Below are 24,162 nucleotides of genomic sequence, written 5' to 3'. Positions count from 1 at the left end.
GCGTCTTGAAATTGACAGTAGATCAAAGACCTTGGTGGCAACGACACTTGGTCGTTATCGTTTTGTCCGTGCTTGGCACCGGGCTTCTGTTGTATAGCCGTGCCGAATGGTCCGCCATGCACCGTTGGAACCGGGCCGTTGGCGATATGTCGATTGTTCTGGTCGCACTGGCAATGGCGATAGGGCCGGTATCGCGGCTTTGGCGTGGTTCTGTGCGATTTCTGCCTTATCGGCGAGAGTTGGGCATATACGCTATCCTGCTGGCCCTCGCTCATGCCGCCATTATCCTGTTCGGATGGGTCACGCTTGATCTGATGCGCCTGTTCGGGTTCGAATTCCACCCGGGACTACAACGATACGTCATGGTCAACCACGGGTTCGCACTGGCCAATCTGATCGGTTTGCTGGCGCTTCTTTATGGCATCATCCTGGCGGTTACGTCGAACGATTACAGCCAGCGGCGGTTGGGCAACAACGTATGGAAATTCATCCAGCAGGGCACGTATATACTCTGGTGGCTGACAGTGCTGCATACGGCCTATTTCCTGTTCCTGCATTTCCTGGATTACCACCGCCAGACGCCGGACCCGAACTGGGCGCAATGGCCGTTCGTGGCGCTTGTGGCGAGTGTCGTTGCCTTGCAATTCGCGGCGTCAACGGCGACATGGCGCAAATCTCGCCTAAAAAGGACCGGCATGGCCAAGGCTGAGTAGCGCGCGATTGTCGCGCGCGGATATTGCCCACATGGCGGCCATCTTCGGCTCAGACCTTGCCGTCATCCTCGTCGATGATGTCCTTCCGACCTTGCGCCGCAGGCGGTTGTCCTGACATATCTTGCGGCGGTCCATCCGGCCTGGCACAAGGCTGCCAAACCCACAGACGGTTCATCATTGCATAGAGAAATGTTGCGGACCAGGCGATCAGCAGAAGACCTATGAGCGCTTCAACGCCGGTTAGAAAACGCAAATGCTCGGTGGGGAATATGTCGCCTATTCCGAGGGAAGTATAGGTTATCGCCGAAAAATAGTAGTAATCGAGCAGTGTCACGATGGGTTCACCCGCAAACGCACCCAGGTTCAACCACCGTTCGGCCAAAGCATAAGCGACTGCGAAGATTCCGATTTCTAGCATGTGTATGGAAAACAGCAGGATCAATACCGCAAGAACGCGGGTCGAGGAGTGCAACGGTATCTTGGCCATCCCGCCACTACACCACCTCAGAGCGATGAGATGCATCACGGCCGTCAAAAGAAATGCCGATACGGAAAGAGCAATAGACAGAAGCAATGTTGCCTTCCTTTCGTTTCATTCGTGGCCACTATAAACGCCATGCGCGGTCCATACATCCCTGTCGCTGTCTGCGTTCGAACTCTGATATCTGGCAAACACCACAGGACCGAATGGTTGACGGATTTGGGTTCTACCCATTTTGTGCGTCCTGTTCTCTTCAGAAATCGTAGCACTTTTGGCGAGCATTCGAAGGCCGGAGTGATGGCATGGAAATGGATATTGGATCGGCGCAAAGCACAACAGCTGTTGCGCCGATCTGGATCTGGTATCCAGCGAAGGCGACCTCGCTTATAGTGGCCGTGTCGTGTGCGCCGCGTGTGCCATGAGTCGTCTAAAATGGAAAAATCTGGCGATGTTGGAGCGTATTCCTGCGCATAAACTTTGCCCTGCAACAGTTTGAAGATACAAGAGTAATGCTGCCAAGAAAACACGCCAGACTTTCTATTGCTCCGATGATGGATTGGTCCGACCGCCATTGCCGCTATTTCCATCGGCTGATGACCCGTCAAGCGCTACTTTATACCGAAATGGTGACTGCGCCCGCGCTGGTGCGTGGGGGGGCGGTGCATTTGCTTGATTTCAATCCCGAAGAACACCCGGTGGCGGTGCAGCTTGGCGGCTCTGACCCGCAGGAACTGGCCCAGGCCACGAAGCTGTGCGTTGCGCGCGGGTATGACGAAGTGAACCTGAATGTCGGCTGCCCGTCGGATCGCGTTCAGTCAGGGACGTTCGGTGCGGTGCTCATGCGCGATGCACCGTTGGTGGCAGAATGCATGAGGGCGATGAAAGACGTCGCGCAAGATACGGAAGTTACAGTAAAATGTCGGATAGGGGTGGATGATCAAAGTGCCGATGAGGTCCTGCCTGCGTTCATCGAAACCGTCGCCGCAGCCGGTGTAACCCGGTTTACCATCCATGCGCGAAAGGCGTGGCTGCAAGGGTTAAGCCCGAAGGAAAACCGGGACATTCCGCCGCTGGATTATCCCTTGGTGCACCGGATGAAGGCTGCGTTTCCCGCGCTGCACCTGTCGATCAATGGTGGCATCACCACGTTGGAGGACGCCCGCGCGCATCTTGACGTTATGGACGGGGTGATGATCGGGCGCGCGGCCTATCATGATCCAGCGAGTGTGCTGTTGGGCGCGGATCAGGCGATTTTCGGCGCGACCGACCCTTCGCGCACCGCCCATGAGGTGGTCGAGGCGATGTATCCTTACATTGAGGCGCAACTGACCAAGGGCGTGCGCCTGCATTCGATCACGCGTCACATGCTGGGAACCTTCACAGGCCGTCCGGGCGCGCGCAAGTGGCGTCGTATCCTTTCCGAAGGCGCGTCAAAGGACGGCGCAGGGGTTGCCTTGGTGGCCGAGGCTCTGTCACATGTGCCCGATCACGTCCCCGTAAGCTGAGGCCATTCATGCCAGACCTTTCGATTCTTCTGCCGATGGCCGGGCTTTTGCTGGTGATCGGCGCTTTCGCTGGCGTTCTGGCGGGCCTTCTTGGCGTTGGTGGTGGCATCGTGCTGGTGCCCGCGTTTTTCTATGCGTTCACCGCCTTGGGTTACGCGTCTGACCAGTTGATGCAAATCTGTCTGGCCACGTCGCTCGCAACGATCATCGTCACATCACTCCGGTCGGTTCATTCGCATAACCGCAAGGGCGCGGTGGAATGGGACATCCTGAAAACATGGGCGCCGGGCATAGCGGTGGGGGCCTTGATCGGAGTGCTGGTCGCCTCGGGTTTGCGCTCGACGGTGTTGCAGGCGATCTTTGGCGGGCTGGGGCTGGTGATCGGGGCCTATCTGGGGCTGGGGCGTGCCAACTGGCGATTGGCCGAAGCGATGCCGACCGGTCTGCGCCGCGCGCTGTTGTCACCTGCGCTTGGGTTTTTGTCGGTGCTGATGGGGATCGGCGGTGGTAGTTTCGGTGTGCCATTGATGACGCTGCACGGCCGCCCGATTCATAATGCGGTGGCGACAGCCGCGGGTTTTGGCGTATTGATCGCTGTGCCGTCGGTTCTGGGGTTCCTGTTGGTGTCGATTGCGCCCGACGCCCGCCCGCCCTTTACGATCGGTGCGGTCAACCTGCCAGCCTTCGGACTGGTGGTGGCGATGACGATGATCACCACACCCTACGGCGTGAAAATCGCCCATGCGATGGACCCGAAACCGCTGAAACGTATCTTTGCGGTGTTCCTGACGCTGGTGGCGTTGAACATGCTGCGCAAGGCTTTGCTGGGGTAAGAGTTACGCCGGGCCTTCGGCACCTTCGGCCCGGAAAGCTGCGATGGTGTCAGCGCGCAGGGCGCGCTTGGTCACGCCGTCCTGTTCCAAGGTCACGATCACACTTTCGGACCCGCACATCAGCTCGCCATCCACGTAGGTGCCGTATTCCATGACGAACGAACTGTTGCGGTAACTCTTGGTGCGCGCGGTGATCACATAGTTGTCGCCCAGATGCAGCGGTTTGAAATAACGTGCATAATTGGTTGCCAGAACCACTTGCGGGTCGCCGTCGCCGTAACTTGTGACATGGACGTGAGCGAAATAGGGGATGCGGATCGATTCAAACCACCGGAAATAGGCGACATTGTTGACGTGGTTCAAGGCGTCCAACTCGTGAAACCGAACGCGGTCCGCCAGCCCATAGTTCCAGCCCTCCGGCACGCCGACGCTGTGCAATTGGGTAGCATTCAGTGGCGTGACCAGCGGGATATGGGCAAATGGATCGGACATCGGGCACCTTGGCGTTTAGCCAGCTGCGCTGGTGTCGGCATCCGGCAAGCATTGGAAGACTGGAGCGGGTGAAGGGAATCGAACCCTCGTCGTCAGCTTGGGAAGCTGCTGCTCTACCATTGAGCTACACCCGCGTGCCACTTTGGTTATGTCACCCGTGAAGGGGCGTCAAGTGGCTGACATATGCCAGCGCCGCGTTTCAGCCGCGCCGCCGTCTGCGCCGCCGTCCACCGTCCTCTCCATCGCCGCCACCCGAGTTAAAGCTGGGGTCTGGCAATGTCACAATGCTGCGCAGGATCGGGAACGGCTCGACCGCGTTGGGCATGGCCGAAGCGTTGACGAAATGCTCCTGAAAGCGCGGCTCAACGGCGGTTTCGATCTTCTGGATCTTGCGCACGGTCTCTTCGATTTCGGCCCGTGCGGCACGGTTCAGAAGCGCGATACGCGCGCCGGTGCCCGCCGCGTTGCCTGCTGACGTCACCTTGTCCAGCGGGCAGTCCGGGATCATGCCCAGCACCATGGCGTGTTTGGCCGAGATATGCGCGCCAAAAGCACCGGCCAACACCACACGGTCCACCGCATCGACGCCGCGCTTGTCCATCAACAGACGCGCGCCGGAATAGAGCGCCGCTTTGGCCATCTGGATGGCGCGTATATCGGCGTTGGTGACGGCAATCGGGCCGTTATCACTGTCGCCATCCCACAGGCGATAGGAATAGGTGCGCCCGTCAGCAAAGCAACGGTCGGTGCCGGTTTGTTCTGGCGATCCGATCAACCCGCCCGCATCGACAAGCCCAGCCATGCGCATTTCTGCAATCACCTCGATGATGCCGGAGCCACAGATGCCGGTGACGCCCGTGGTCGCAATCGCCACGTCAAAACCCGGCTCGGTGGACCACAGGTCCGACCCGATCACCTTGAAGCGCGGCTCTTTGGTGGCGGGGTCGATCTCGACCCGTTCGATGGCGCCGGGGGCGGCGCGCTGGCCTGCGCTGATCTGTGCACCCTCGAAGGCCGGGCCGGTGGGCGACGAACACGCCATGACACCGGTCTTGTCACCCAACAGAATCTCGGCATTGGTGCCGACATCAACGACCAGCACAAGGTCGTCGGATTTGTCAGGCGCTTCCGACAGCGCCACGGCAGCCGCGTCCGCGCCCACATGGCCCGCGATGCAGGGCAGCAGGTAGACGCGCGCCGAGTGGTGGACCGACAGGTTCAGGTCATCCGCCCGCAGACGAAGCGCATTGGAGGTCGCAAGCGCGAACGGGGCCTGGCCCAGTTCAAACGGGTCAATCCCCAGCAGCAGGTGGTGCATGACCGGGTTGCAGACCACGACCACGTCCATAATCAGGCCCTTGTCGATCTCGGCGTCCGAGGCGATCTGCGTGAACAATGCATTCAGCCCTTCGCGCACCGCGTCGGTCATTTCCTGCGCGCCCGAGGGGTTCATCATTGAATAGCTGACCCGGCTCATCAGATCTTCGCCAAACCTGATCTGCGGGTTCATCAGGCCGGAGGAGGCGACGACCTCACCCGTTGCCAGATCGCACAGATGCGCGGCGATGGTTGTCGACCCAAGGTCGATGGCCACGCCATAAACCGCCCCGTCATAGTAGCCAGGCCACAAATGCATTATGCGCGGTGGGTTTTCATCGTCGCCCAGATGGACAGCCACCGTGACCTTCCATTCACCCTTGCGCAAAACCGGTTGCAAGCCTTGCAGGATGTGCAGATCAGCCTTCACATCCTCCAGGTCCCACTGCTCTTTCAGAGCCAGCACCAGACGTTCCAGATCGCCTGACGGTTCGTGCATGTCGGGTTCTTCAACCGCGACATAGAACAGCTTCACCAATGGGTCGAGTGTGATGTCCCGCGCCTCTGCCCGTTTGCGCACGACCTGTTTGTGCACCTGACTTTCAGGCGGCACGTCGATGACCACGTCGCCCTGGACCGTGGCCTGACAGCCCAGACGACGCCCCTTTGGCAGGCCGCGAATGTCGTCATAGCGTTGCTCGACCTTGTTCCATTCGGACAAGGCATCCTCGGCCACGGTCACGCCATGTTTGGAAAACTCGCCATAGCTGGGTGTGACCTGGCATTTCGAACAAATACCACGACCGCCACAGACACTGTCCAGATCGACGCCAAGTTTGCGGGCGGCGGTCAGAATCGGAGTGCCGACAGCAAAGCGGCCCCGTTTGCCAGAAGGGGTGAAAACGACCAAAGGATCCTGTGACATGCGCGCGTCTTCCTTGATGAGTTTCGCTTAATCTAGGGAAGGGGCCAGCAGGTGCAATGCCTGCCTGCGGCATCTTGGGTCTGGAAACGTCTTTTTTGGCAGATTGAGGGGAAATCAGATGCTTATCAGGCCAGTTGGGTCAGTCAGCCGGGGCCTTGCAGGTTTCCTTCTGATCAAGCCATTCCAGAATTTCTGCCCGGTTCCCGTCCAGCAACGGTGCAGGCCCCGCCGAGGTCAAGTCTGCCAGGCCGGACATTTTGATCGGATTGCCTGCCGCCTTGAAGGGCTGTTGCCCCGCCGGCGAGGGCATGCCTATGACCATGTTGCGGGCAACGATCTGCGGGTCCTGCATGGCTTCGGCCACGGTCTGAATGGGGGCGCAGGGAATGCCCGATGCTGTGAACAGCTCGATCCAGTAAGCGCGTGGATGGGCAAGGGTGACGGTCTCGATCTTGCGTCTGAGCAGCATGACGTTTTCGCACCGCGCCAGATTGGTCGCGAACGCGGCGCGTTTGGCCCATTTTGGCTTGCCGATCACGCCGCAGAACTTCTTGAACATGGCGTCGTTGCCACAGGCGATGACCATCAATCCGTCTTGCGTATGATAAGTTTCGAACGGCGCGATCGAAGGATGGCGCGCACCGGACGGGCCGGGTGATACACCGGTTTCGCTGGTGATTGCGATGGCGTGTTCCAGAATGGCCAGCTGGCTGTCCAGCATCGCCACGTCGATCTTCTGCCCCTTGCCGGTTTTTTGCCGCTGGTAGAGCGCTGCCAACAACCCGTGCCCCAGAAACATGCCCGCCACAATGTCACCGACCGAAGCACCCACTCGCACCGGCTCGCGGTTCTTTTCACCGGTGATCGACATCACTCCACCGCGCGCCTGAACAACCATATCATAAGCAGGACGCTGTGCGTCCGGCCCGGTATGCCCAAATCCCGACACGGCACCATAAATCAGTTGGGGATGCTTGGCAGACAGGCTGTCCCAACCATAGCCCAGCCGTTCCATTACGCCGGGCCTGTAATTCTCCATCACCACGTCAACCTGCCCCAACAGCCGATCAAGCACCGCCCGGTCGGCTTCGTCTTTCAGGTCGAGGGCAATGGATTGCTTGTTGCGGTTGATGGTGGCGAAATAGGCGCTGTAGTTATCGCGAAACGGGGGAAAATGCCGTGTGTCATCGCCCGTGCCCGGTTTCTCGACCTTGATCACCTTTGCTCCCAGATCCGACAGGATCATCGAGCAATATGGCCCGGCCAGAACATGGGTCAGATCAAGGATGGTGATATCTTCAAGCGGCGCGCTCATCGGCCTGTCCTTTCCTGTTTACGCAACCTCTGGGTAGAGGGCGCGCATCCCGATGACTTTGAGATGAGTCAATTGCAACGGTTAACTACAGGGAAAGAGGAAGGATTCTCCACTTCCTTTGTCGAACCCCGCGCAGCATTGTTTCGGTCGTTGCAAGAGCAGAACATCAATTCACGCAGGTAAGCGACAGAAACAAATGCTATAAAAGAATTTCGGATTCAACAAAATGATAGTGTTTGATGGACCGCGATTCAACGAGCTCGGCCTCCATCGGGTCGATATGCGGGCTGGAAATATCGTCCCCGACAAAGGCTTTTAACGCGTCGATGTCTTCCCATACCATGACGAAACAGAATTCTCGGGGAGTGTCAGCAAGCGGCGCACCTGGGATCACGTGGACAAGCCCCTTTGTCCTTTTCATCAACGGAATTGCAGTGTCGTGGAAGAACCTGCCGAACGCGTCTTCTTTGCCAGGTCGTGTAACAACTTGAAATATCCTCACAATCATGGGTTCACCCTCCTTTGGTGCGGTGCCTGAATGCAAGACCTTCTCAATCCTGACAACATAGCAGAAAACACCGACCGCGTCATCGGTGGGGAACGCCATCGCGGGACAAAAAAGGCCCGCGCTTGGCGAGCCCTGATTTATTTCGACTTGGGGCGAAGATCGGCCCCGGCGACGACGACCGCCGCGCCTGCTACTGCGAATGCGACCCCCAGGCACAACGATCAAACTCCGCATATTTGATCAGGCTGTCGCTTTGGTTTTCCACAACAAGGCGCGAACAGCCCTCGATCGCGGTTGCGCTTTCATAGACGCTTACGATTGCGCCGCTTTTGGTGGCTGCACACAGACCTTCACCGGGATCCAACTGGGCGGTTACGCGCGCTCCGGTCGGCGGAGTAACAGCAAAGAAATATGTCCGATCCGAGGAGTTCGTGACACAGCTTTCCGCCAGACCGCTTTCGGTCGTCAGCAGGATCGTACATATTGCAAGGGCGGTTTGATACATGGGGTTAAAGTGACCCAGGACGCATGAGGCGTCCAATCACGGCTGGTCACTCTGTATCCCGCGACGGTGATCAAAGTTGTGCCTGTGTGATGTCTCGTTCGGATACCTTATTTCCAAAGGCAATGTGGAGGATGGAATGATGAATATCAAGATTTTGATGGCTGCGATTGCTTCACTTGGGATGGCAGCAGGCGCGCAGGCCCAGGACAGCCCTTTCGGCACCGATGAGGATGCAGCCTATGCGCAGGCGGTTTGGGAAGTGATGAAAACCCAAAAACTTGCCGGAGAGGGTATGATCCGCAGCTTCCCGTATGACGGTGTTGAACCGCACGGGATGATGCTTGAGACGTTTTATTCCAGTGCCGAAGTGAATGGCCATACGGGCACCTTGATTGTGAAGCGTAACTTTGGACCGGAAGGGGTTGAGGTGGATCAGGTTCTGGCCGATCCGGACAAGCATCTTGGTGCTTACACGGTGATGTTTCAACGCGAAGAGGGATATGACGCCGACAACCAGAATTGGTTTTGGGCGAAGTATCTGCCAGATGGGTCGCTTGACATGAATGCAGGCGGCATGCGTTTGGCCGGACGGGTTGCCAAGGGCGCGGATGCCGGCTGTATCGCCTGTCACTCTGGGGCAGAAGACTATATTTTCACAACCGACGCGCCGATCGCGATGATGAAATAGTCAACGCGTATGCGTCTCGTTAAAAAATGCCCCCGGACTTTCCAGGGGCATTTTTCGTTGGAAACAGGGCGTATCAGCCCCTGCGGCGACGACCGCCGCGACGGCCACCCGCGGCACCCGCAGCACCAGCATTGACCGAGTTGAATTTGATCCATTCGGCCCCGCCATCATCGTTGTTGGTCAGGAAGTTGGCAGCGCGGATGGCCTCCATTTCCTTACCGGCTTTGGGCAAGGTCGATCCAAGGCCAAACAACTGGCAGAAGGTTTCATCGTCCATGTCTGCCGGGATCACGATGCCGCGGGCTTCCACTTCAGCCTTCTTTTCAGCCAGTTTGGTGGGGCCAACGGGCAGGGCGACCGGGTTCATGATCGCAGATGTCATGCCCGCGCCCATCGCCATTGGCAAAAACGCGTTGTTGATGCCGTGCCGGTTGGGCAGGCCGAACGAGATGTTCGACGCGCCGCAGGTCGTGTTCACGCCCAGTTCCTCGCGCAGGCGGCGCACAAGGGTAAAGACCTGAAGGCCCGCGGTGCCCATTGCACCGACCGGCATGACCAACGGGTCCACCACGATGTCATGCGCCGGAATGCCGAAATCGGCGGCACGTTCGACGATCTTCTTGGCCACCGCAAAGCGCACGTCCGGGTCTTCCGAAATACCCGTGTCATCGTTCGAGATCGCAACAACCGGCACGTTGTATTTTTTGACCAGCGGCAGAACCAGTTCCAGCCGCTCTTCTTCGCCCGTGACCGAGTTCAGAAGGGGGCGGCCATGCGCAGCTTTCAACCCAGCCTCCAGCGCGCCGGGAACGGAGCTGTCGATGCAGAGCGGACAATCGGTGACGGCCTGAACGGTCTCGACCAGTTGACGCATCAGGTCCGGTTCAACGAAGTTGTTATCCGCATAGCGCGGGTCTTCGGCCATCTTGTTGGAAAACACCGCACCCGAGTTGATGTCCAGCACCGTTGCACCCGCCGCGACCTGCGCCACCGCATCGCTTTGTACGCGGCTGAAATCGCCTGCTTCCAGTTCCGCGTTCAGAACCTTGCGCCCGGTCGGATTGATGCGTTCGCCAATGACACAGAACGGCTGGTCAAAGCCGATAATGGCGGTTTTCGTTTGCGATTCAACGATGGTACGGGTCATTCTTTATCCTTTGGTCACGTTGACTGGAGCGGTGTTTTCGCCGCCATTTTCGATGGCCCAGTTGGCATTGGTCTTGATCCCGCCCAGCGGGAAGAAATGCACCTGAGTGATGTTGAAGTCGGGATTGGCCGCCTTGTGGTTGGCCAGTTCGTTCAGAACCTCTGTCGGCTCATAGGGCAAAAGCAGCTTGGTCACATCCATCGCGCGCTTTTGCAGCACTTTCAGCGACGGGCCGACACCGCAGGCGATGGCGAATTTGATCAGCGTTTGCAGCTTCGCGGGGCCTGCGATGCCGATATGGATCGGCAGATCCACGCCCGCTTCTTTCAGCCCGTCCGCCCATTTGATGATCGGACCGGCTTCGAAGGCGAATTGCGTGGCAATCGCCATTTTCGCGTCTGTGCGTTCCGAGAATTTCTGTTTCCACAGAAGGGCTTCCATGACGTTCTTTCGTGAACCGTCCGGGTCGATGTCCCGGTTGCCTTCCGGGTGGCCTGCAACGTTCAACTGTGTGAATCCGGCCTTGTCGAACAGTCCGGTTTCCAACAGCTGCATCGAGCAGTCGAAATCGCCATGTGGCTTTTCCACGCCACCGGCCAGGAGAAGCGCTTGCTTCACATTCGCCTCACCTTGATAGCGTGCGATCCAGTCGGACAGCGTGGCTTCGTCCTTGATGATGCGCGCGGGAAAATGCGGCATTACCTCGAACCCTTCGGCGTTGATGCGTTTGGCGGTTGCAACCATATCCTCGATCGGGGTGCCGTCGATATGGGCGATATAGACGCGGGTGCCGTCGGGCAGCAGGTCGCGGAAATCCTCGACCTTCTCGGCGGTGCGCGGCATCACCTCGATCGAATAGCCTTTCAGGAAGTCCTGAAGGGCGGGGGACGCGGGCGTGGCCTGACCTTCGGTCGGCTTTTTGCGGAAGTTCAACAGCGCCATGGCTGCCTCCTTTATGCGGGACAGGCTTACGCCCATCCGTCGTTGCCAATCAGAGCGATCAGCCGCTCTTTGTCATAATCCGCGTCGATCTTGGCAGCTTCTGCCGCTGCGACCTCATGTGGATCTCCGTCCACGGAATAGGGGGCAGCCTTGCGCCATTCCGCCAGATAGGCGTCGCTGTCCTCAGCGCCGATCTTCATGGCGGCCCGGTCAATGGCCTGTTCGAACCGCTCGGGCAGCGGGGCTTTTGCCCCACGGCGCCCTTTGCCGACGATCACCTGGGCGGGAATGTCCCTCCAATACACAATGGTTACGTCTGGCATGCGAATCTTCCTCCTCCGCTTTCCTTTACCTACGCGTGGGCAGGGCGGTTCCCGCGTCGTTTTTCGACACCACGCAGACCACAAGCGACCTGCACGGCACGGATTGGCAAATGTGGGATACGTCAGATGGGCAGGCGCGGCCATGGGGGCGGGCCTGAAAACTTCTCAAGATGATTATGTGTGTTGACGAATTTATGCGTCCGACATGCAGGGAAGGGATTGTCAGACCCCCGGCGCGGCCCTATCTTGACGGTAACTTGATATGGAGGGCGTGAGCTATGGCGCCCAAGCGTCCCGAAGGTGCGGGCGCGTTCCCGAAAGCGGTCGATACCCCCGCGCCGTCACCCGTGGATCCGGCAAGCCTTTATGCGGCTCTGGACCTTGGAACAAACAGTTGTCGAATGCTGGTTGCCCAACCGAAGGGAAGCCAGTTTCATGTTGTGGACAGCTTTTCCAAATCTGTGCAGTTGGGCAATGGGCTGGAAGCCTCGGGTCGGCTCAGCCGGTCATCTATGTCGCGCACGATTCAGGCTTTGCGGATCTGCCGCAAGAAGCTGATCAAACACGATGTGAAACGCATGCGACTTGTCGCGACCGAGGCGTGCCGCCGCGCGTCAAACGGCCGAAGTTTCATGAATTACATCCGGCGCGAAACCGGATTGGAGCTTGAGATCATCAAGCCCGAGGAAGAAGCGCGCCTTGCAGTGGTGTCCTGCGCGCCTCTGGTGTCCACCAAGACCGAACAGTTGCTGGTCGTTGATATCGGCGGCGGCTCGACCGAGTTGGTCTGGATCGACCTGTCGAAAGTCCCGCCGCTGGAACGTCCGCGCTCCATCATGCGCATGGGGCGTGGCTTTGTCGGTGGCGTCAGCGACTTTCCAGCCGCCAGCGTGGTGGACTGGATTTCCGTGCCTTTGGGCGTCGCCACCTTGCGCGAGATGTTTGACGACGTGGATGACGATGCGGGGCGCTATGCCTTGATGTCGGTGCATTTCGAGGAACAACTGGCTGGCTTCAGCCCGTTCCACCACGAACCACCCCGTGCAGGGTTCCAGATCATTGGCACATCCGGCACGGTGACGACCGTGGCGGCGACCCATCTGGGCCTGCGCCGCTATGACCGGACCAAGGTGGACGGGTTGCGCATGACCTCGGACCAGATCGAACGGGTGATCCAGGGCTATCTGGCGTTGGGGCCGCAAGGGCGGCGGATGAATTCGCATATCGGGCGGGACCGGCAATCTCTGATCATGTCTGGCGCTGCGATCTTACAAGCGTTATTGCGCGTCTGGCCCACAGATCGGTTAAGTGTCGCAGACCGTGGCCTGCGCGAGGGCATCTTGTATTCGAAGATGTCTGCGGACGGCGTTTTGGAAGGCGGACCATTCTGATGACGGACACAGGCGGCAAGAAGGGCGGGCGAGTGCGCAAAAGCTCGGGCCGGGGGCAACGGGATTTGACCGTGAAGGTGAAAACCGCCCGCGGGCGGCGCAACAGCTCGACCCGATGGTTGCAGCGGCAGTTGAACGATCCTTACGTCGCGCGTGCCAAGGCCGAAGGCTATCGCGGGCGCGCGGCCTACAAGATCATGGAATTGGACGACAAGTTCCGGTTTCTGGTGAATGGGGCGCGGGTGGTCGATCTGGGCTGTGCGCCGGGAGGTTGGGCACAGGTCGCCGTGCCGCGCATAAATGCGCTTGGCGAAAAAAGCGGCAAAAAGGTCGGCACCTTCCTGGGCATCGACCTGCAAGAGGTTGAACCGCTGGCCGGGGCCACATTCCACCAGCTTGACTTCATGGAAGACGATGCGGATTTGGTGGTGAAAGAGCTTCTGGGCGGCAAGGCGGATGTGGTCATGTCCGACATGGCGGCGTCCAGTTCGGGCCACAAACAGACCGACCATTTGCGGATCATCGCTTTATGCGAAGCTGCGGCCTATTTTGCCTTCGACGTGCTGGACGAGGGCGGCACTTTTCTTGCCAAGGTGCTTGCGGGCGGCGCCGAAGGAGAGTTGCAGAAGCTGCTCAAGCTGAAATTCGAGAAGGTGGTGAATGTGAAGCCGCCGTCCAGCCGGTCGGACAGTTCCGAAAAATTCGTGGTCGCGATGGGCTTCAAGGGCTGATTGACCGCCGGGATGGATCGGGCATGGCGTCGAATGCGTGCCTTGGCCCGTCGCCTTTTGGATGGTTCTTCGTGATCTGTCCTGCAAACTTAGACAATACCACAGACACGCGCGAATCCCGTGATTCATCCACCGGTCATCGCGCATCGCAGAGAGGCAACCAAATGAGAGCGCAACCCAAAGCAAGCCATTTCATCGGCGGCGTGTATGTCGAAGACAAGGACGGCGCTCCGATTGACGTGATCTTTTCGGCAACCGGCGAGGTGATCGCCCAGCTTCATGCCGCGACCCCTGCAATTATCGACAAGGCTTTGGACGCTGCGAAAGCGGCGCAAATGGAATGGGCTGCGATGACAGGAACCGAACGGGGCCGGATCCTGCGTCGCGCCGCCGACATCATGCGCGACCGCAACCATGACCTGTCGGTTCTGGAAACGCTGGACACCGGCAAACCCTATCAGGAAACCAGCGTGGCGGACGCGACCTCCGGCGCTGATGCGTTGGAGTATTTCGGCGGGCTGGCGGGTAGTTTGACTGGCGAACATATCCCGCTTGCCAATGGAGATTTCGTCTATACCCGCCGCGAAGCTTTGGGTGTTTGCGTCGGGATCGGTGCATGGAACTATCCCACCCAGATTGCCTGTTGGAAAGCCGCACCTGCGCTGGCCTGCGGCAACACTTCGGTGTTCAAACCGTCCGAGATGACGCCACTTTCGGCGCTGAAAGTGGCGGAAATCCTGATAGAGGCCGGTGCGCCCGCCGGTGTGTTCAATGTCGTGCAAGGCTATGGCGAGGTTGGTGCCGCCCTCGTGACTGATCCGCGCGTGGCCAAGGTGTCGCTGACAGGGTCCGTGCCGACGGGCAAGAAGGTCTATGCCGCCGCTGCTGCCGAAATGAAGCATGTCACCATGGAATTGGGCGGTAAATCCCCGATGATCGTCTTTGACGATGCCAATGTGGAAAACGCTGTATCGGGCGCAATTCTGGGCAATTTCTATTCGTCCGGGCAGGTCTGTTCGAACGGCACGCGTGTTTTTGTGCAGAAAGGCATCAAAGAGGCATTTCTGACCCGTTTGACCGAACGACTGGAGGGTGCCGTCATTGGCGACCCGCTGGACCCGACCACCAGCTTCGGTCCGATGATCAGCGAAGGGCAGTTGAACATCGTCATGAACTATATCGAGAAGGGCAAGGAAGAAGGTGCGCGGCTGGTCCATGGCGGCGAGCGGATCAAGGGCGATGGCTTTTTCCTGAAACCCACCGTCTTCGCCGATGTGACCGACGATATGACCATCGCACGCGAAGAGATTTTCGGACCGGTCATGTCGGTGCTCGATTTCGACACCGAAGAAGAGGTTATGGCCCGTGCCAATGATACCGAATTTGGCTTGGCCGCCGGGGTCTTTACCAATGACCTGACTCGCGCGCACCGCGTCGTGGCCGGGTTCGAGGCCGGCACGTGCTATATCAACACGTATAACGACGCGCCGGTGGAAGCGCCGTTTGGCGGCACCAAAGCCTCGGGTGTGGGGCGTGAAAACTCGAAAGCGGCGATCGAGCATTACTCCGAGCTGAAAACCGTCTATGTGCGATTGAGCGAACTGGAAGCGCCGTTCTGATCGGGTGATCCCGTCACCGGCGGCTGGCAAACAGCGATGGGTCGGACAGTGGAAGATAATAACCGGTGGCCGAGATGAACACGGTCTTCCCGTCCCACGCACCATCGGGCAGGTCAAACTGAACCTCGGCGCGTTCGCCATAGCCAAGGATCAGGTTTTCCCCATCCTGAGCGGACAATTCTGTTGGCCATACGGCAGGGTAGGTTTCTTCGACGCCCTCATCATCTTGCAGGATCAGGGTGATCTGGTCGATATGGGCAAGTTCATGTTCTTTCTCGCGAATTTCCAGACGCCCATCGAATTGGCCAAGCTTCAACCGGTCGGTGCGTTTCTTGTTGGGAGATGTCGCACCCAACAAGAAATGGTTTTCTTCGATCCAGATGTCACCGTCTTCCTGATAGGTATAGATATAGGGACAACTGCCAATGCCCCCTCCGGCAAACAGGATGAAGTTGTTCGGGTCGTGCTGGCGGAAATCATATTTGATGCCATCCACTTCGACTGCCTGAATGGCCCATGCGGGACCGTATTCGAACCGCTCTACCAATTCAGGAATGCGCCCTTTGGGCAAGTCGGACGGGGGCAGGGCAAACAGCACGTTTGAACGCTCGTTCGGATGAACGAATGCAATCGGATTGGTCGCCGAGGTCGCAGCTGCGTCCCGGATCGCTTCGCTCGCTGCATAATTGTCACGATAGCTCGATGTGATCCAATCAAAGAACTCCGGCAACAAAGGCATTTCGATGCGAACCGGGATGACCAGCTTTTCCCCCGGCGCCAGCATTCCCGGCGGCCACAACCGCTTTTCGACAGGGCGCGCCGCGGCCAGAAGGGCCTGTGTGTCGTCATGGCGTCGCAAGGTCATCTGATTGGTTTCGGCGATGCTGAAGGCGCCCACATCCATCGGCGTGTCGCCGACGTTTTCCAGGACTGCCACTAGCAGATCGGCACTGCGCGTGTTGGCGGTGAACGACCAGCCGTAATGGATCCCGGGTTCACCCATCACAATGGCATAGTTGTCGGGCAAGCCGTTTCGTGCAAGGTATCGCAGCGCATCAAGGGAGGTGTGCTGAATGCGGCGTCCCGCAGAATATCCCGCGCCTGCATTGGCAAACAGCCCGCGTTCGGACCGTTGACGAAGGTCACTTGTGCTGCGCGCGTCATTGGAAATATCAAGCGCTCGACCCAGATAGGCATCATAACGGGTTTCATAATCCTCCAGGTCCGCCAGAGTCAGGGATCGCCACAGGGTGGGCGCGGTCATTTTCGATCCGGGTTCGACCCATTCCGCCGGCCCGGATGACGTGCCCCAAAAGGTCTGATAGCCCGCCGGGATTGCATATTGTTGAAACAGGGATCGGGCAGCATCCAGATCGGGGACGAAAAGCTCTCCGGGACCGAAGACCCGCCAGCCTTCGTTTGCCTTCAAATCCGGCATTGCGCCCGCATCGCTTTGAAACACCTTGATGTCAGCGTTCACCTCTTGCGCGTAGTCGGCAAGCCCCATGCTGAAGTCGCCACCTTCGAACCCCACATTGCCAGACAGATAGCTGCCCCCGATTTCCTGACCGAATTTATCGGTAAGATTGCGGATTTCGGAATGGACGGCGTTGTTGACGATGGCCTGCTGGCCGCCCAGATACTTCTCCCATTCAGGTGACAGCTTGCCGTTGATCAGAAAGCTCTGCCCGATGCCACCCAACCGGTAGTAGACGACACGGAACCGGGGTTTCTGGTCGCGGTCCTTGTAGCATACGACCGTCACATCGCCGCCGACATCCTGAATGACCGGACTGCAATCCCCATAGGTCGTGATGTCCTGAGCATGCGCGGCAAAGGGCAGGGCGGTCAGCGCCGCGATCCATGCCGCGCGCCCGATCATTGGCCGCCCGTGATGGAGACGTCGCCATCTACGTCCTGAAGGATCGGGCTGTTGTCACCGCTTGTGGTCACGTCGCCGCCGGTTTCGATCTTTTGCGTCGTCGTCGATGGTCTAGGGGTGTCCGAGGCGAACAGACCCGCCTTGTCGGCCGCGGCAAGCAAGGTTGCAACGGCTGTCACAACGGCGGCAATGCCCGTCAGAATGCCGGGAATTGTCTTCCAGAACGACTTCTCTTCAGGTTTCTTCGCGCCGTTTTGCGGTGGTTTCTGGTCTGTCATCGGGGTTGGATATACGCGATCCGTTAGCTTAAAATACGATAAAGCCCGACTTCGAACAACCATGAGTTTACCCGCAGGTTTGGTGCGGGCAAAGCGGGCTTGCCTGTGGCCCTTCCCATGGACCCGATGCATAAAGGGCACATTCTTGTCCGACGTGTCGAAAGATTGCTTGAAGGCTTTCTTTTCGCAGCGGCCAATCAGACATCTTTCGGGATGGCGACTTGCGACGAATGTAGGTGACGTTTTCTGATGACGTAAATTGTCGCTGTGCCGACACCCCATTAAACCATGCTTCATGCTTGGTGATGAACGTAAAGTCTAAATAATAATTGAAAACAAGCGGTAAAGGGGTAGTGGCGGAGAGACAGTCCGCCAATACTGCGACACAAACACCGTAAGTAACTGTTTTTGCTGTAACTTAGAAATTCGTGTGTCGCGATTTGTGCAGCAAAATGTGCAGCAGATTCAAGCCTGCCCTGCGAATCGTAGCGTTCCAATCTCTGAAATGAAAGCCGCCGCGCCGAGTGCAATCGGAGCGGCGGCAATCTGTGTTTCGTGTGACAGCGAGAAACCTCAGCCCCCGACCCGAGAAAACCCGAAGGAGAGACTTCCATGGCCGAGATAATAGCCCTTAACCCCCCGGAAAACAACCCGAACATGGCCGCCGCGCTTCGATTGGCCGAGGCCGGATACCCCGTTTTCCCGGTGTCCCAGGAGCGCAGGCCCCTGGTGCGCTGGAAGGACGCCGCGACCGACGATCCCGCCCAGGTTCGCCGCTGGTGGAGCAAGTGGCCGGACGCCATGCCCGCAATGCCGACGGGCTCCAAGAGCGGCGTGAGCGTCCTGGACATCGACCGCAAGAACGGGAAGGACGGCTATGCCGAGCTTCGCAAGATCGGGCTCGACCCGGACGCCCTCAGCCATGTGCGGGTGCAGACTCCGAGCGGGGGCGAGCACATCTATTTCCAGCACCCGAAGGGGCTCAGGAACTCGGCGTCGGAGATCGCCCCCGGCCTCGACGTGCGGGGCGATGGCGGCTACGTCCACGCCCTCGGCGCGGTTAATGGCTCGGATGTCTTCGAAGCCCTCGACACACATCTGGCCGACGACGTGCTCGGCTTGCCGGTATGGCCGGAGACGCTTCGGCAGGTGCGCCGTGAGCCCGAGCTTGCCCCGAGCCCGAAGGCCCCGGACGCGACCGACGATGACCTCGCCTGGGCGCGTCATGAGCTTGACGACGTGTGCGCCGAACTGGCCGCTGCCGAGCCTGGCGGGCGCAACCATGACCTCAACCGCGCGGCGCATCGTCTGGGCGGTATCGAAGCCGTGGGGCTCCTGGACGCCCAGGAGATCGGCTATCGGCTCCTGGCCGCGTGCGCCGCGAACGGCCTCCTGCGGGAAGACGGCAAGGAAGCCTGCGTGGCGACTATCAAGAGCGGGCGGAAGAGCGGACGCAAGGTTCCGCGCTATCCCCCGGACCCGCCTGTCACCGACGACGATTTCGAAGACCTTCGCACCGAAGAGGATTTCGAAGACCCGGACGAATGGGCGGCCTTCATCCTCGGCCAGCCGATCCCCGAGCCCTCGGCCAAGACCAAGACCGGCGGGCTCACCTTCATGTCACCCGGCGAATGTGAGGAAGAGGCGCGGCGTGGGTATGTGGTCAAGGGGCTGATCGGCCCCGGCCAAATCGGGTGCATCTTTGGCGATCCTGGAGCGGGCAAAAGCCTGATCGCCCCGAACATCGCCTATGCCGTCGCCCAAGGGCGCGAGACCTTCGGGATGCGGACCAAGGCCGCGCCCGTGTTCTATGTGGCTGCCGAGGATGAAGCCGGGATGCGGGGGCGCGTCCGCGCGCTCCTGGCCGAGCATGGCGAGGCGGACGGCTTCAAGCTGGTGGGCGGCGTGTCCGACCTCTTCCGCAAGGATGCGCCCGACCTCAAGGCGCTGCGCCGTGCCGTGAAGGACGAGCGCCCGAGCCTGATCGTGATCGACACGCTCGCCATGTCTTTTCCTGGGATGGACGAAAACAGCGCGGAAGGCATGGGGCGGGTGGTCAAGATCGCTCGGGCGCTCACCAAGTGGGGTGCGGCAGTTATTCTGGTCCACCACGGCACCAAGGCCGAGGGCAACACACCGCGCGGCCATTCCCTCTTCAACGGGGCGCTGGACATGGCGTTGCATCTCAAGGCCAAGGACCAGAACGGGATTGTGCGGGGGCACCTGACCAAGAACCGAAACGGTTCGATTGACCTCGACATCGCGTTCACCATTGGCGTCCACCAGTTTGGGCACGACGATGACGGCGACCCGATCACGTCGGCATTTGCCGAAGAGATTTCGTCCGACGCCCTGACCCGAACGGTTCGACTCTCTCCGACCGAACGCGCGGTCATGGCCAACTTCGCGGAATTGGCCAACGGCGCGGATCACGTCGAACGGCAGGGCCTTCGCGACAAGTGCCTATCGGACGGCGCGGTTTCATCTTCGGAGAATCCTGCCAGCCGCAAGGACACGTTCAACCGCGCTCTGCGGTCTCTGGCGCAGAAAGGCGTGTTGGAAGTCGGGACCGACCAAGTGGGGCTGGTCAATCCTGGAGGCGTTTCTGGCGACGATTTCGAAGACCTGGAAGATGAAGGGGCGGAGCAATGAGCCCGAGACAGACCGAGACCAAGGCGAGACAAGTCTCGATTGTCTCACCACGGCATGGCTGCGGAGACCGAGACAGACCGAGACCACACCCTTTAGGGTGGTCTCGCTGTCTGGTCTCGCTGCCCCGCGCTCTGCATCTCTGGAAATCTCTGGAGTTTCCTAGAACCGCAGGGACAGGGGGCGGCGGGGGCGGGTCCTTCCTGGCTTTGGCGTGTAGCGGGGGGCGCGGAGCCCCGGCATTTCGCTCACTCCAGAAATTTCCAGAAACAGAATCCAACTCTGGAGTGGTTGACTCATGAAACCAGAAATCCATGACCCCGAAGACCTCCTGGGCTTCGATTGGCCAGCGCCGGAGAACTCCGAAACCGTGAGCGCCGCCGATCTGTCCCAATGGCTGAACCTATCGCCCGCGCGCATCCACGCCTTGGCCCGCGAAGGCGTGATCCCGAGACATGACGGGCGGTTCGAACTGCGCCCCGCGATCCTCGCCTATGTCGAGCATCTGCGGGCCGGGCAGAAAGGCCGCCTGACCAGCAACCCGGACCTGGCCGAACAGAAGCTCAGGCTCGCCACGGCCAACGCCGAGAAAGTCGAGATCGCCAACGCGAAGGCGCGGGGCGAACTCCTGGACGCCCAGCAGGTCGCGCATGAATGGCGGGCCGTGGTGGTCGACCTGCGCGCCGCCGTCCTGGCGATCCCGAGCCGCGTCACCGCGCGCCTGGGGCTCGACCGCAAGGCGACACAAGCCCTGGACGCCGAAATCCGAGACGCCATGGAGATGATCGCCGATGACCGTTGACCCCCGTTTCGCCGATCTGCGCCGCGAGGCGCTGGAAGCGTTCCGCCCGCCCGCGAAGCTGCGTCTTTCCGAGTGGATCGAGTCCAGCGTCTTCCTGCCCTCCAGCCTGGCCGCCCAACCTGGGCGGATGCGCCTGTGGAAGCCTCAAGTCGAGATCGCCGACTCCATCGGCGACGATACGGTCGAGCGCGTCACCATCCTGAAATCGGCCCGCGTCGGCGCGACCCAACTCATAGTCGGCGCGCTCGGGCATTTCGTCCATAACGACCCGTCGCCGGTCCTCTGCACGGTCCCGGCGGAGGCGGACGCGCGGCACCTTATGGTGAGCGTCGTGGAACCGACCTTCAACGAGTCGCCGTCGCTGCGGGCCGCCCTGACGACGGATGCGTCGGGCCGTGACGTGCTCTTGCACCGGCATTTCGCGGGCGGATCGCTGTCCATCGTCTCGGCCCGCGCGCCCCGCAACCTTCGGGCCCGCACGGCGCGGGTTCTCTTCGCCGACGAAATCGACGCCTACGAACTCAGCGCCGGGGTGGAGGGCGATCCTGTCGAACTGGCGATCCGGCGAACTATGACCTTCGGCAATCGGCGGATCGTCCTTGCCTCGTCTCCCGTCGACGCCGAGACCAGCCGGATTCTGCGGGCCTATGAGCAATCCGACAAGCGGGTCTTCGAAGTGCCCTGTCCGGGGTGCGGCGATTTCCATGAGATCGTCTGGGCGGACATCCGGTGGGACGCGGACAAGCCCGAGACGGCGCATTGGGTGTGCCCGTCCTGCGGGTCGGTGGTGGAGGATCACCAGAAGCCGCCCATGGTCGCAGAAGGCCGCTGGAGGGCCACAGCGCCCCAGGTGGAGGGGCACCGGGGTTACAAGCTCACGTCGCTGACCTCGACCCTGCCGAACGCCTCATGGCCGCGCCTGGCCGCCGAGTTTGTGCAGGCCAAGCGGAGCCCGACGACTCTCAAGCCTTGGCTGAATACCGTCCTGGGCGAGCCCTGGAGGGGCGAGGGCGATGACCTGGACGCGACCGACCTCGGGGCGCTCCAGCGCCCGTTCTCGCTCGACTCCGTGCCTCCTGACGCGCTCCTGGTCACAGTGGGGGCCGACGTGCAGGCGGATCGCATCGAAGCGACATTCGTCGCCTGGACGCGGGACGGCGACATGCGCGTGCTCGGCCATGAGACCGTCTGGGGCGCACCGACCGAGAACGAAACCTGGGCCGAGGTTGACGACCTGTTGCGCCGTCAATTCCTGCACCCTGCCGGGGGGCTCCTGACGGTCGACGCGGCGGTCATCGACTCCGGGAATTGGGCCGATCATGTCTATGCGTTCTGCCGTCCTCGGGCCGCTCGGCGTGTGCTCGCGGGCAAGGGCGTGGCCGGGTTCTCTCGCCCGTCCCTGGCGTTCTCCACGAGCCGCAAGCTCAGGCTCGGGCTGGTCGGTATCGACGGTATCAAGCAACAGCTTCACCAGCGCCTTGCCCATGGCGAGACGATCCTGTTTTCCGAGACCCTGGGCGGGGACTACTTCGACCAGATACGGGCCGAGCGGCTGGTGACGAAATTCAGCCGGGGGCACCCGGTGCGGCGATGGGAGGTCATCAGCGGGCGGCGGAATGAAGCCCTAGACACGCTGGTCTATGCCTTCGCCGCCCGCCAGCTTGTCGGTGTTGACCTGGACCGGCGCGAGGCCGAGGTTGCTTCGAAGTCGGGTCCCCAAAAGCGACCTACCGTCGTAAGGTCCGCTTGGATGGAGCGTTGATTCTAGTATTTCTAGAGGCGGCACATCGACAACAGAATGGACCGGGGCAAAGGGCGCGGAATATGGAATGGCTAGTATTAATCGGAATTGGTTTTGTGATTGCGGTGATTTTTTCGGTGAGATCGGAAAACAAAAAGAAGAAGAAATTCGATGAGGACGCAAAGAATTACTCCGATAGCATTGAGACTGCGAAACAGGAGCTATTGACCGGCTCCAATTCTGCATCATTGCCCGTCCTGGACGCATCAGCCCATTCCTATAGGGCTGTTGGCAAGGAGAACCTATTGGCGATCCAAGGCGGTGCGACTCGCATGGAGATGAAGAGCACGGGCCGTTACAAGACAGGCGGTGCCTCGGTCTCTATCCCTATCGTCAAGGGTGTCAGATATCGTGTCGGGTCGGGTAGCATCAGGACCGAAAAAGAATGGCAGGCGACTGCAACCGGACGATTGATCGTGACCGACAAGGCAATCTCTTTCGAGAGTAGTCAGAAGAATGAGAGAATAACTTGGACCCAGGTCGCCGATATTGAGCTAATGCTGGACGGGTTCCAGATTGCGAAGAGGTCAGGCCCGCCGCGCACCTATTTGGTTGACAACCCAGACCCGAAATTCGCTGCGATTGTCGAACTGATGCTCTCCAGAACCGACTAGTCCGAAATTATTCGCCGCGCTTGGGCGATCCGCCTGCGGCCTCAAACCCGAGAACCGCCAGCGTGGCGATGCGTTCCAGAAGGTGGAAGTTGAACTTGGAGTCGGTCGCGGCGGCGGTGCGGATCGCTTCCACGACCTCAATGGTGGCCGTGTCGTGATCCTCCTGGCGGTGCTCGGCGTAGTCGGCGATGATCCGAAGTCCGGCGTCCAAGCCTTGTTCTCGTGACTCTTCCAGAGGGTCGGTCATAGGGTTCTCCCAGGATTGTAGAAACCGCCCGGAATCTCGTTCCTGAGCTTTTGTAGCGCCCGATAGTGCGCCATGTCCGGTTCCATCCTGTATTCCTTCAAGTGGTATTGGAAGACCTTCCTGAACTTCCGCCGCGTCTTGCGCGGCCAGTGCGGCTCGGGCTCGCCCCATTCGACCTCATCGGCAGGGACGGCGACGAGGCCGTCTTCGGTCAAATCAAACACTATCGCTCGGGGCATGGGCTCTCCTTTCATAAAAAATGGGGGCGGGGAGGAAAGGCACCCGCCCCCAAGTCTGAGGAATCGCGACGATCAGGCCGCACCCCCTAGATAGCCTATCGACATTCAATCCGCAAGCATCTGACGAGAAAAAGTTGCGAGTAAACTATTGGTTTTCAACACTAAACACGGAGTTGAGTGACCGTTTTAGACCCTACGGTTAACTTGTAAGCGGA

The 24,162-nt window shown here is 59.8% G+C and carries 24 protein-coding genes and 1 tRNA gene; 11 read left to right on the top strand and 14 right to left on the bottom strand.

The genetic code is table 11. The features are described 5' to 3' along the window. Positions 1 to 5: 5 nt before the first annotated feature. Positions 6 to 713 (top strand): ferric reductase-like transmembrane domain-containing protein, encoded by a 708-nt coding sequence (locus tag AC13C8_RS03940; RefSeq protein WP_482846438.1) that lies wholly within the window; start codon positions 6 to 8, stop codon positions 711 to 713. Positions 714 to 762: 49 nt separating this feature from the next. On the opposite strand, the gene AC13C8_RS03935 is transcribed toward AC13C8_RS03940, so the two are convergent. Continuing rightward, positions 763 to 1,287 (bottom strand): potassium channel family protein, encoded by a 525-nt coding sequence (locus tag AC13C8_RS03935; protein WP_482846436.1) that lies wholly within the window; start codon positions 1,285 to 1,287, stop codon positions 763 to 765. A 416-nt stretch (positions 1,288 to 1,703) separates the two neighbouring features. Here AC13C8_RS03935 and dusA point away from each other — a divergent pair, with 416 nt between their 5' ends. After that, positions 1,704 to 2,699, top strand: a complete 996-nt coding sequence (gene dusA / locus AC13C8_RS03930; RefSeq protein WP_482846435.1) for a tRNA dihydrouridine(20/20a) synthase DusA — start codon at positions 1,704 to 1,706, stop codon at positions 2,697 to 2,699. 8 nt (positions 2,700 to 2,707) lie between these two features. Then, positions 2,708 to 3,532, top strand: coding sequence for a sulfite exporter TauE/SafE family protein (locus AC13C8_RS03925; RefSeq protein WP_091429926.1), 825 nt, complete (start codon positions 2,708 to 2,710; stop codon positions 3,530 to 3,532). A gap of 3 nt (positions 3,533 to 3,535) precedes the next feature. Here the strand turns inward: AC13C8_RS03925 and AC13C8_RS03920 are convergent, their stop codons facing one another. The 6 genes from AC13C8_RS03920 to AC13C8_RS03895 all read right to left on the bottom strand — a co-directional run bounded on the left by AC13C8_RS03920 (position 3,536) and on the right by AC13C8_RS03895 (position 8,594). After that, complete coding sequence (locus AC13C8_RS03920) at positions 3,536 to 4,024, bottom strand: acyl-CoA thioesterase (protein WP_091429928.1); 489 nt, start codon at positions 4,022 to 4,024, stop codon at positions 3,536 to 3,538. 60 nt (positions 4,025 to 4,084) lie between these two features. Next, positions 4,085 to 4,158, bottom strand: a tRNA-Gly gene (locus tag AC13C8_RS03915). A 65-nt stretch (positions 4,159 to 4,223) separates the two neighbouring features. Further along, entirely contained in the window at positions 4,224 to 6,266 is a 2,043-nt protein-coding gene (locus tag AC13C8_RS03910; RefSeq protein WP_091429929.1) for an ASKHA domain-containing protein, read from the bottom strand. A gap of 139 nt (positions 6,267 to 6,405) precedes the next feature. Continuing rightward, entirely contained in the window at positions 6,406 to 7,581 is a 1,176-nt protein-coding gene (locus AC13C8_RS03905) for a CaiB/BaiF CoA transferase family protein (protein ID WP_482846434.1), read from the bottom strand. Between the two features lie 199 nt (positions 7,582 to 7,780). Further along, on the bottom strand, positions 7,781 to 8,188 hold the full coding sequence (locus AC13C8_RS03900; protein WP_322787722.1) for a putative quinol monooxygenase: 408 nt from the start codon (positions 8,186 to 8,188) through the stop codon (positions 7,781 to 7,783). Positions 8,189 to 8,279: 91 nt separating this feature from the next. Beyond that, positions 8,280 to 8,594 carry a hypothetical protein gene (locus AC13C8_RS03895; RefSeq protein ID WP_482846432.1) on the bottom strand — a complete coding sequence of 105 codons (315 nt, stop codon included), beginning with the start codon at positions 8,592 to 8,594 and terminating at the stop codon, positions 8,280 to 8,282. 136 nt (positions 8,595 to 8,730) lie between these two features. Here AC13C8_RS03895 and AC13C8_RS03890 point away from each other — a divergent pair, with 136 nt between their 5' ends. Continuing rightward, complete coding sequence (locus AC13C8_RS03890; protein ID WP_482846431.1) at positions 8,731 to 9,282, top strand: hypothetical protein; 552 nt, start codon at positions 8,731 to 8,733, stop codon at positions 9,280 to 9,282. 73 nt (positions 9,283 to 9,355) lie between these two features. Here AC13C8_RS03890 and AC13C8_RS03885 read toward each other — a convergent pair whose 3' ends face one another. Genes AC13C8_RS03885 through AC13C8_RS03875 form a run of 3 tightly spaced genes read right to left on the bottom strand, consistent with a single transcriptional unit; the run spans position 9,356 to position 11,694 of the window. Next, positions 9,356 to 10,429 carry a methyltetrahydrofolate cobalamin methyltransferase gene (locus tag AC13C8_RS03885; protein WP_091429935.1) on the bottom strand — a complete coding sequence of 358 codons (1,074 nt, stop codon included), beginning with the start codon at positions 10,427 to 10,429 and terminating at the stop codon, positions 9,356 to 9,358. Positions 10,430 to 10,432: 3 nt separating this feature from the next. Further along, the gene (locus AC13C8_RS03880) at positions 10,433 to 11,371 is read right to left on the bottom strand and encodes a methylenetetrahydrofolate reductase (protein WP_482846429.1); all 939 of its coding nucleotides are present in this window, start codon (positions 11,369 to 11,371) and stop codon (positions 10,433 to 10,435) included. Between the two features lie 26 nt (positions 11,372 to 11,397). After that, entirely contained in the window at positions 11,398 to 11,694 is a 297-nt protein-coding gene (locus AC13C8_RS03875; protein ID WP_091429937.1) for a virulence factor, read from the bottom strand. Positions 11,695 to 11,972: 278 nt separating this feature from the next. Between AC13C8_RS03875 and AC13C8_RS03870 the strand changes: the two genes are divergently transcribed. The 3 genes from AC13C8_RS03870 (at position 11,973) to betB (ending at position 15,435) form a co-directional block, all read left to right on the top strand. After that, positions 11,973 to 13,085: a Ppx/GppA phosphatase family protein gene (locus AC13C8_RS03870; protein WP_482846427.1), complete on the top strand. Its 1,113-nt coding sequence runs from the start codon at positions 11,973 to 11,975 to the stop codon at positions 13,083 to 13,085. Beyond that, positions 13,085 to 13,816, top strand: coding sequence for an RlmE family RNA methyltransferase (locus tag AC13C8_RS03865; protein ID WP_091429940.1), 732 nt, complete (start codon positions 13,085 to 13,087; stop codon positions 13,814 to 13,816). Before AC13C8_RS03870 ends, AC13C8_RS03865 begins: the two co-directional genes overlap by 1 nt. 164 nt (positions 13,817 to 13,980) lie before the next feature. Beyond that, entirely contained in the window at positions 13,981 to 15,435 is a 1,455-nt protein-coding gene (betB, locus tag AC13C8_RS03860) for a betaine-aldehyde dehydrogenase (protein WP_091429941.1), read from the top strand. A gap of 13 nt (positions 15,436 to 15,448) precedes the next feature. Here betB and AC13C8_RS03855 read toward each other — a convergent pair whose 3' ends face one another. Both AC13C8_RS03855 and AC13C8_RS03850 read right to left on the bottom strand, forming a co-directional pair. After that, positions 15,449 to 17,317, bottom strand: coding sequence for a hypothetical protein (locus tag AC13C8_RS03855; RefSeq protein ID WP_482846426.1), 1,869 nt, complete (start codon positions 17,315 to 17,317; stop codon positions 15,449 to 15,451). Continuing rightward, positions 17,314 to 17,892 carry a hypothetical protein gene (locus AC13C8_RS03850; protein ID WP_482846425.1) on the bottom strand — a complete coding sequence of 193 codons (579 nt, stop codon included), beginning with the start codon at positions 17,890 to 17,892 and terminating at the stop codon, positions 17,314 to 17,316. Before AC13C8_RS03850 ends, AC13C8_RS03855 begins: the two co-directional genes overlap by 4 nt. A gap of 315 nt (positions 17,893 to 18,207) precedes the next feature. On the opposite strand from AC13C8_RS03850, the gene AC13C8_RS03845 reads away from it, so the two are divergent. From AC13C8_RS03845 to AC13C8_RS03830, 4 genes are all read left to right on the top strand, one after another. Next, positions 18,208 to 20,247, top strand: coding sequence for an AAA family ATPase (locus tag AC13C8_RS03845; RefSeq protein ID WP_482846424.1), 2,040 nt, complete (start codon positions 18,208 to 18,210; stop codon positions 20,245 to 20,247). 295 nt (positions 20,248 to 20,542) lie between these two features. Continuing rightward, complete coding sequence (locus tag AC13C8_RS03840) at positions 20,543 to 21,046, top strand: hypothetical protein (RefSeq protein WP_482846422.1); 504 nt, start codon at positions 20,543 to 20,545, stop codon at positions 21,044 to 21,046. After that, on the top strand, positions 21,036 to 22,808 hold the full coding sequence (locus AC13C8_RS03835; RefSeq protein ID WP_482846421.1) for a phage terminase large subunit family protein: 1,773 nt from the start codon (positions 21,036 to 21,038) through the stop codon (positions 22,806 to 22,808). Before AC13C8_RS03840 ends, AC13C8_RS03835 begins: the two co-directional genes overlap by 11 nt. 62 nt (positions 22,809 to 22,870) lie before the next feature. After that, positions 22,871 to 23,461: a hypothetical protein gene (locus AC13C8_RS03830; RefSeq protein ID WP_482846420.1), complete on the top strand. Its 591-nt coding sequence runs from the start codon at positions 22,871 to 22,873 to the stop codon at positions 23,459 to 23,461. Positions 23,462 to 23,468: 7 nt separating this feature from the next. Here AC13C8_RS03830 and AC13C8_RS03825 read toward each other — a convergent pair whose 3' ends face one another. After that, positions 23,469 to 23,708 carry a hypothetical protein gene (locus AC13C8_RS03825; protein ID WP_482846419.1) on the bottom strand — a complete coding sequence of 80 codons (240 nt, stop codon included), beginning with the start codon at positions 23,706 to 23,708 and terminating at the stop codon, positions 23,469 to 23,471. Next, positions 23,705 to 23,947 (bottom strand): hypothetical protein, encoded by a 243-nt coding sequence (locus AC13C8_RS03820; RefSeq protein WP_482846418.1) that lies wholly within the window; start codon positions 23,945 to 23,947, stop codon positions 23,705 to 23,707. Before AC13C8_RS03820 ends, AC13C8_RS03825 begins: the two co-directional genes overlap by 4 nt. Between the last annotated feature and the right edge of the window lie 215 nt (positions 23,948 to 24,162).

Source organism: Aliiroseovarius sp. B-4 (assembly GCF_056857795.1).
This window is presented reverse-complemented; position numbering and strand designations above follow the sequence as displayed.

Excerpts from the sequence above, each read along its gene's own strand:
- dusA (WP_482846435.1), top strand. The coding sequence starts at position 1,704 with ATGCTGCCAAGAAAACACGCCAGACTTTCTATTGCTCCGATGATGGAT.
- AC13C8_RS03925 (WP_091429926.1), top strand. The coding sequence starts at position 2,708 with ATGCCAGACCTTTCGATTCTTCTGCCGATGGCCGGGCTTTTGCTGGTG.
- AC13C8_RS03920 (WP_091429928.1), bottom strand. The coding sequence starts at position 4,024 with ATGTCCGATCCATTTGCCCATATCCCGCTGGTCACGCCACTGAATGCT.
- AC13C8_RS03910 (WP_091429929.1), bottom strand. The coding sequence starts at position 6,266 with ATGTCACAGGATCCTTTGGTCGTTTTCACCCCTTCTGGCAAACGGGGC.
- AC13C8_RS03905 (WP_482846434.1), bottom strand. The coding sequence starts at position 7,581 with ATGAGCGCGCCGCTTGAAGATATCACCATCCTTGATCTGACCCATGTT.
- AC13C8_RS03900 (WP_322787722.1), bottom strand. The coding sequence starts at position 8,188 with ATGGCGTTCCCCACCGATGACGCGGTCGGTGTTTTCTGCTATGTTGTC.
- AC13C8_RS03895 (WP_482846432.1), bottom strand. The coding sequence starts at position 8,594 with ATGTATCAAACCGCCCTTGCAATATGTACGATCCTGCTGACGACCGAA.
- AC13C8_RS03890 (WP_482846431.1), top strand. The coding sequence starts at position 8,731 with ATGATGAATATCAAGATTTTGATGGCTGCGATTGCTTCACTTGGGATG.
- AC13C8_RS03885 (WP_091429935.1), bottom strand. The coding sequence starts at position 10,429 with ATGACCCGTACCATCGTTGAATCGCAAACGAAAACCGCCATTATCGGC.
- AC13C8_RS03880 (WP_482846429.1), bottom strand. The coding sequence starts at position 11,371 with ATGGCGCTGTTGAACTTCCGCAAAAAGCCGACCGAAGGTCAGGCCACG.
- AC13C8_RS03875 (WP_091429937.1), bottom strand. The coding sequence starts at position 11,694 with ATGCCAGACGTAACCATTGTGTATTGGAGGGACATTCCCGCCCAGGTG.
- AC13C8_RS03870 (WP_482846427.1), top strand. The coding sequence starts at position 11,973 with ATGGCGCCCAAGCGTCCCGAAGGTGCGGGCGCGTTCCCGAAAGCGGTC.
- AC13C8_RS03865 (WP_091429940.1), top strand. The coding sequence starts at position 13,085 with ATGACGGACACAGGCGGCAAGAAGGGCGGGCGAGTGCGCAAAAGCTCG.
- betB (WP_091429941.1), top strand. The coding sequence starts at position 13,981 with ATGAGAGCGCAACCCAAAGCAAGCCATTTCATCGGCGGCGTGTATGTC.
- AC13C8_RS03855 (WP_482846426.1), bottom strand. The coding sequence starts at position 17,317 with ATGATCGGGCGCGCGGCATGGATCGCGGCGCTGACCGCCCTGCCCTTT.
- AC13C8_RS03850 (WP_482846425.1), bottom strand. The coding sequence starts at position 17,892 with ATGAAGCATGGTTTAATGGGGTGTCGGCACAGCGACAATTTACGTCAT.
- AC13C8_RS03845 (WP_482846424.1), top strand. The coding sequence starts at position 18,208 with ATGGCCGAGATAATAGCCCTTAACCCCCCGGAAAACAACCCGAACATG.
- AC13C8_RS03840 (WP_482846422.1), top strand. The coding sequence starts at position 20,543 with ATGAAACCAGAAATCCATGACCCCGAAGACCTCCTGGGCTTCGATTGG.
- AC13C8_RS03835 (WP_482846421.1), top strand. The coding sequence starts at position 21,036 with ATGACCGTTGACCCCCGTTTCGCCGATCTGCGCCGCGAGGCGCTGGAA.
- AC13C8_RS03830 (WP_482846420.1), top strand. The coding sequence starts at position 22,871 with ATGGAATGGCTAGTATTAATCGGAATTGGTTTTGTGATTGCGGTGATT.
- AC13C8_RS03825 (WP_482846419.1), bottom strand. The coding sequence starts at position 23,708 with ATGACCGACCCTCTGGAAGAGTCACGAGAACAAGGCTTGGACGCCGGA.
- AC13C8_RS03820 (WP_482846418.1), bottom strand. The coding sequence starts at position 23,947 with ATGCCCCGAGCGATAGTGTTTGATTTGACCGAAGACGGCCTCGTCGCC.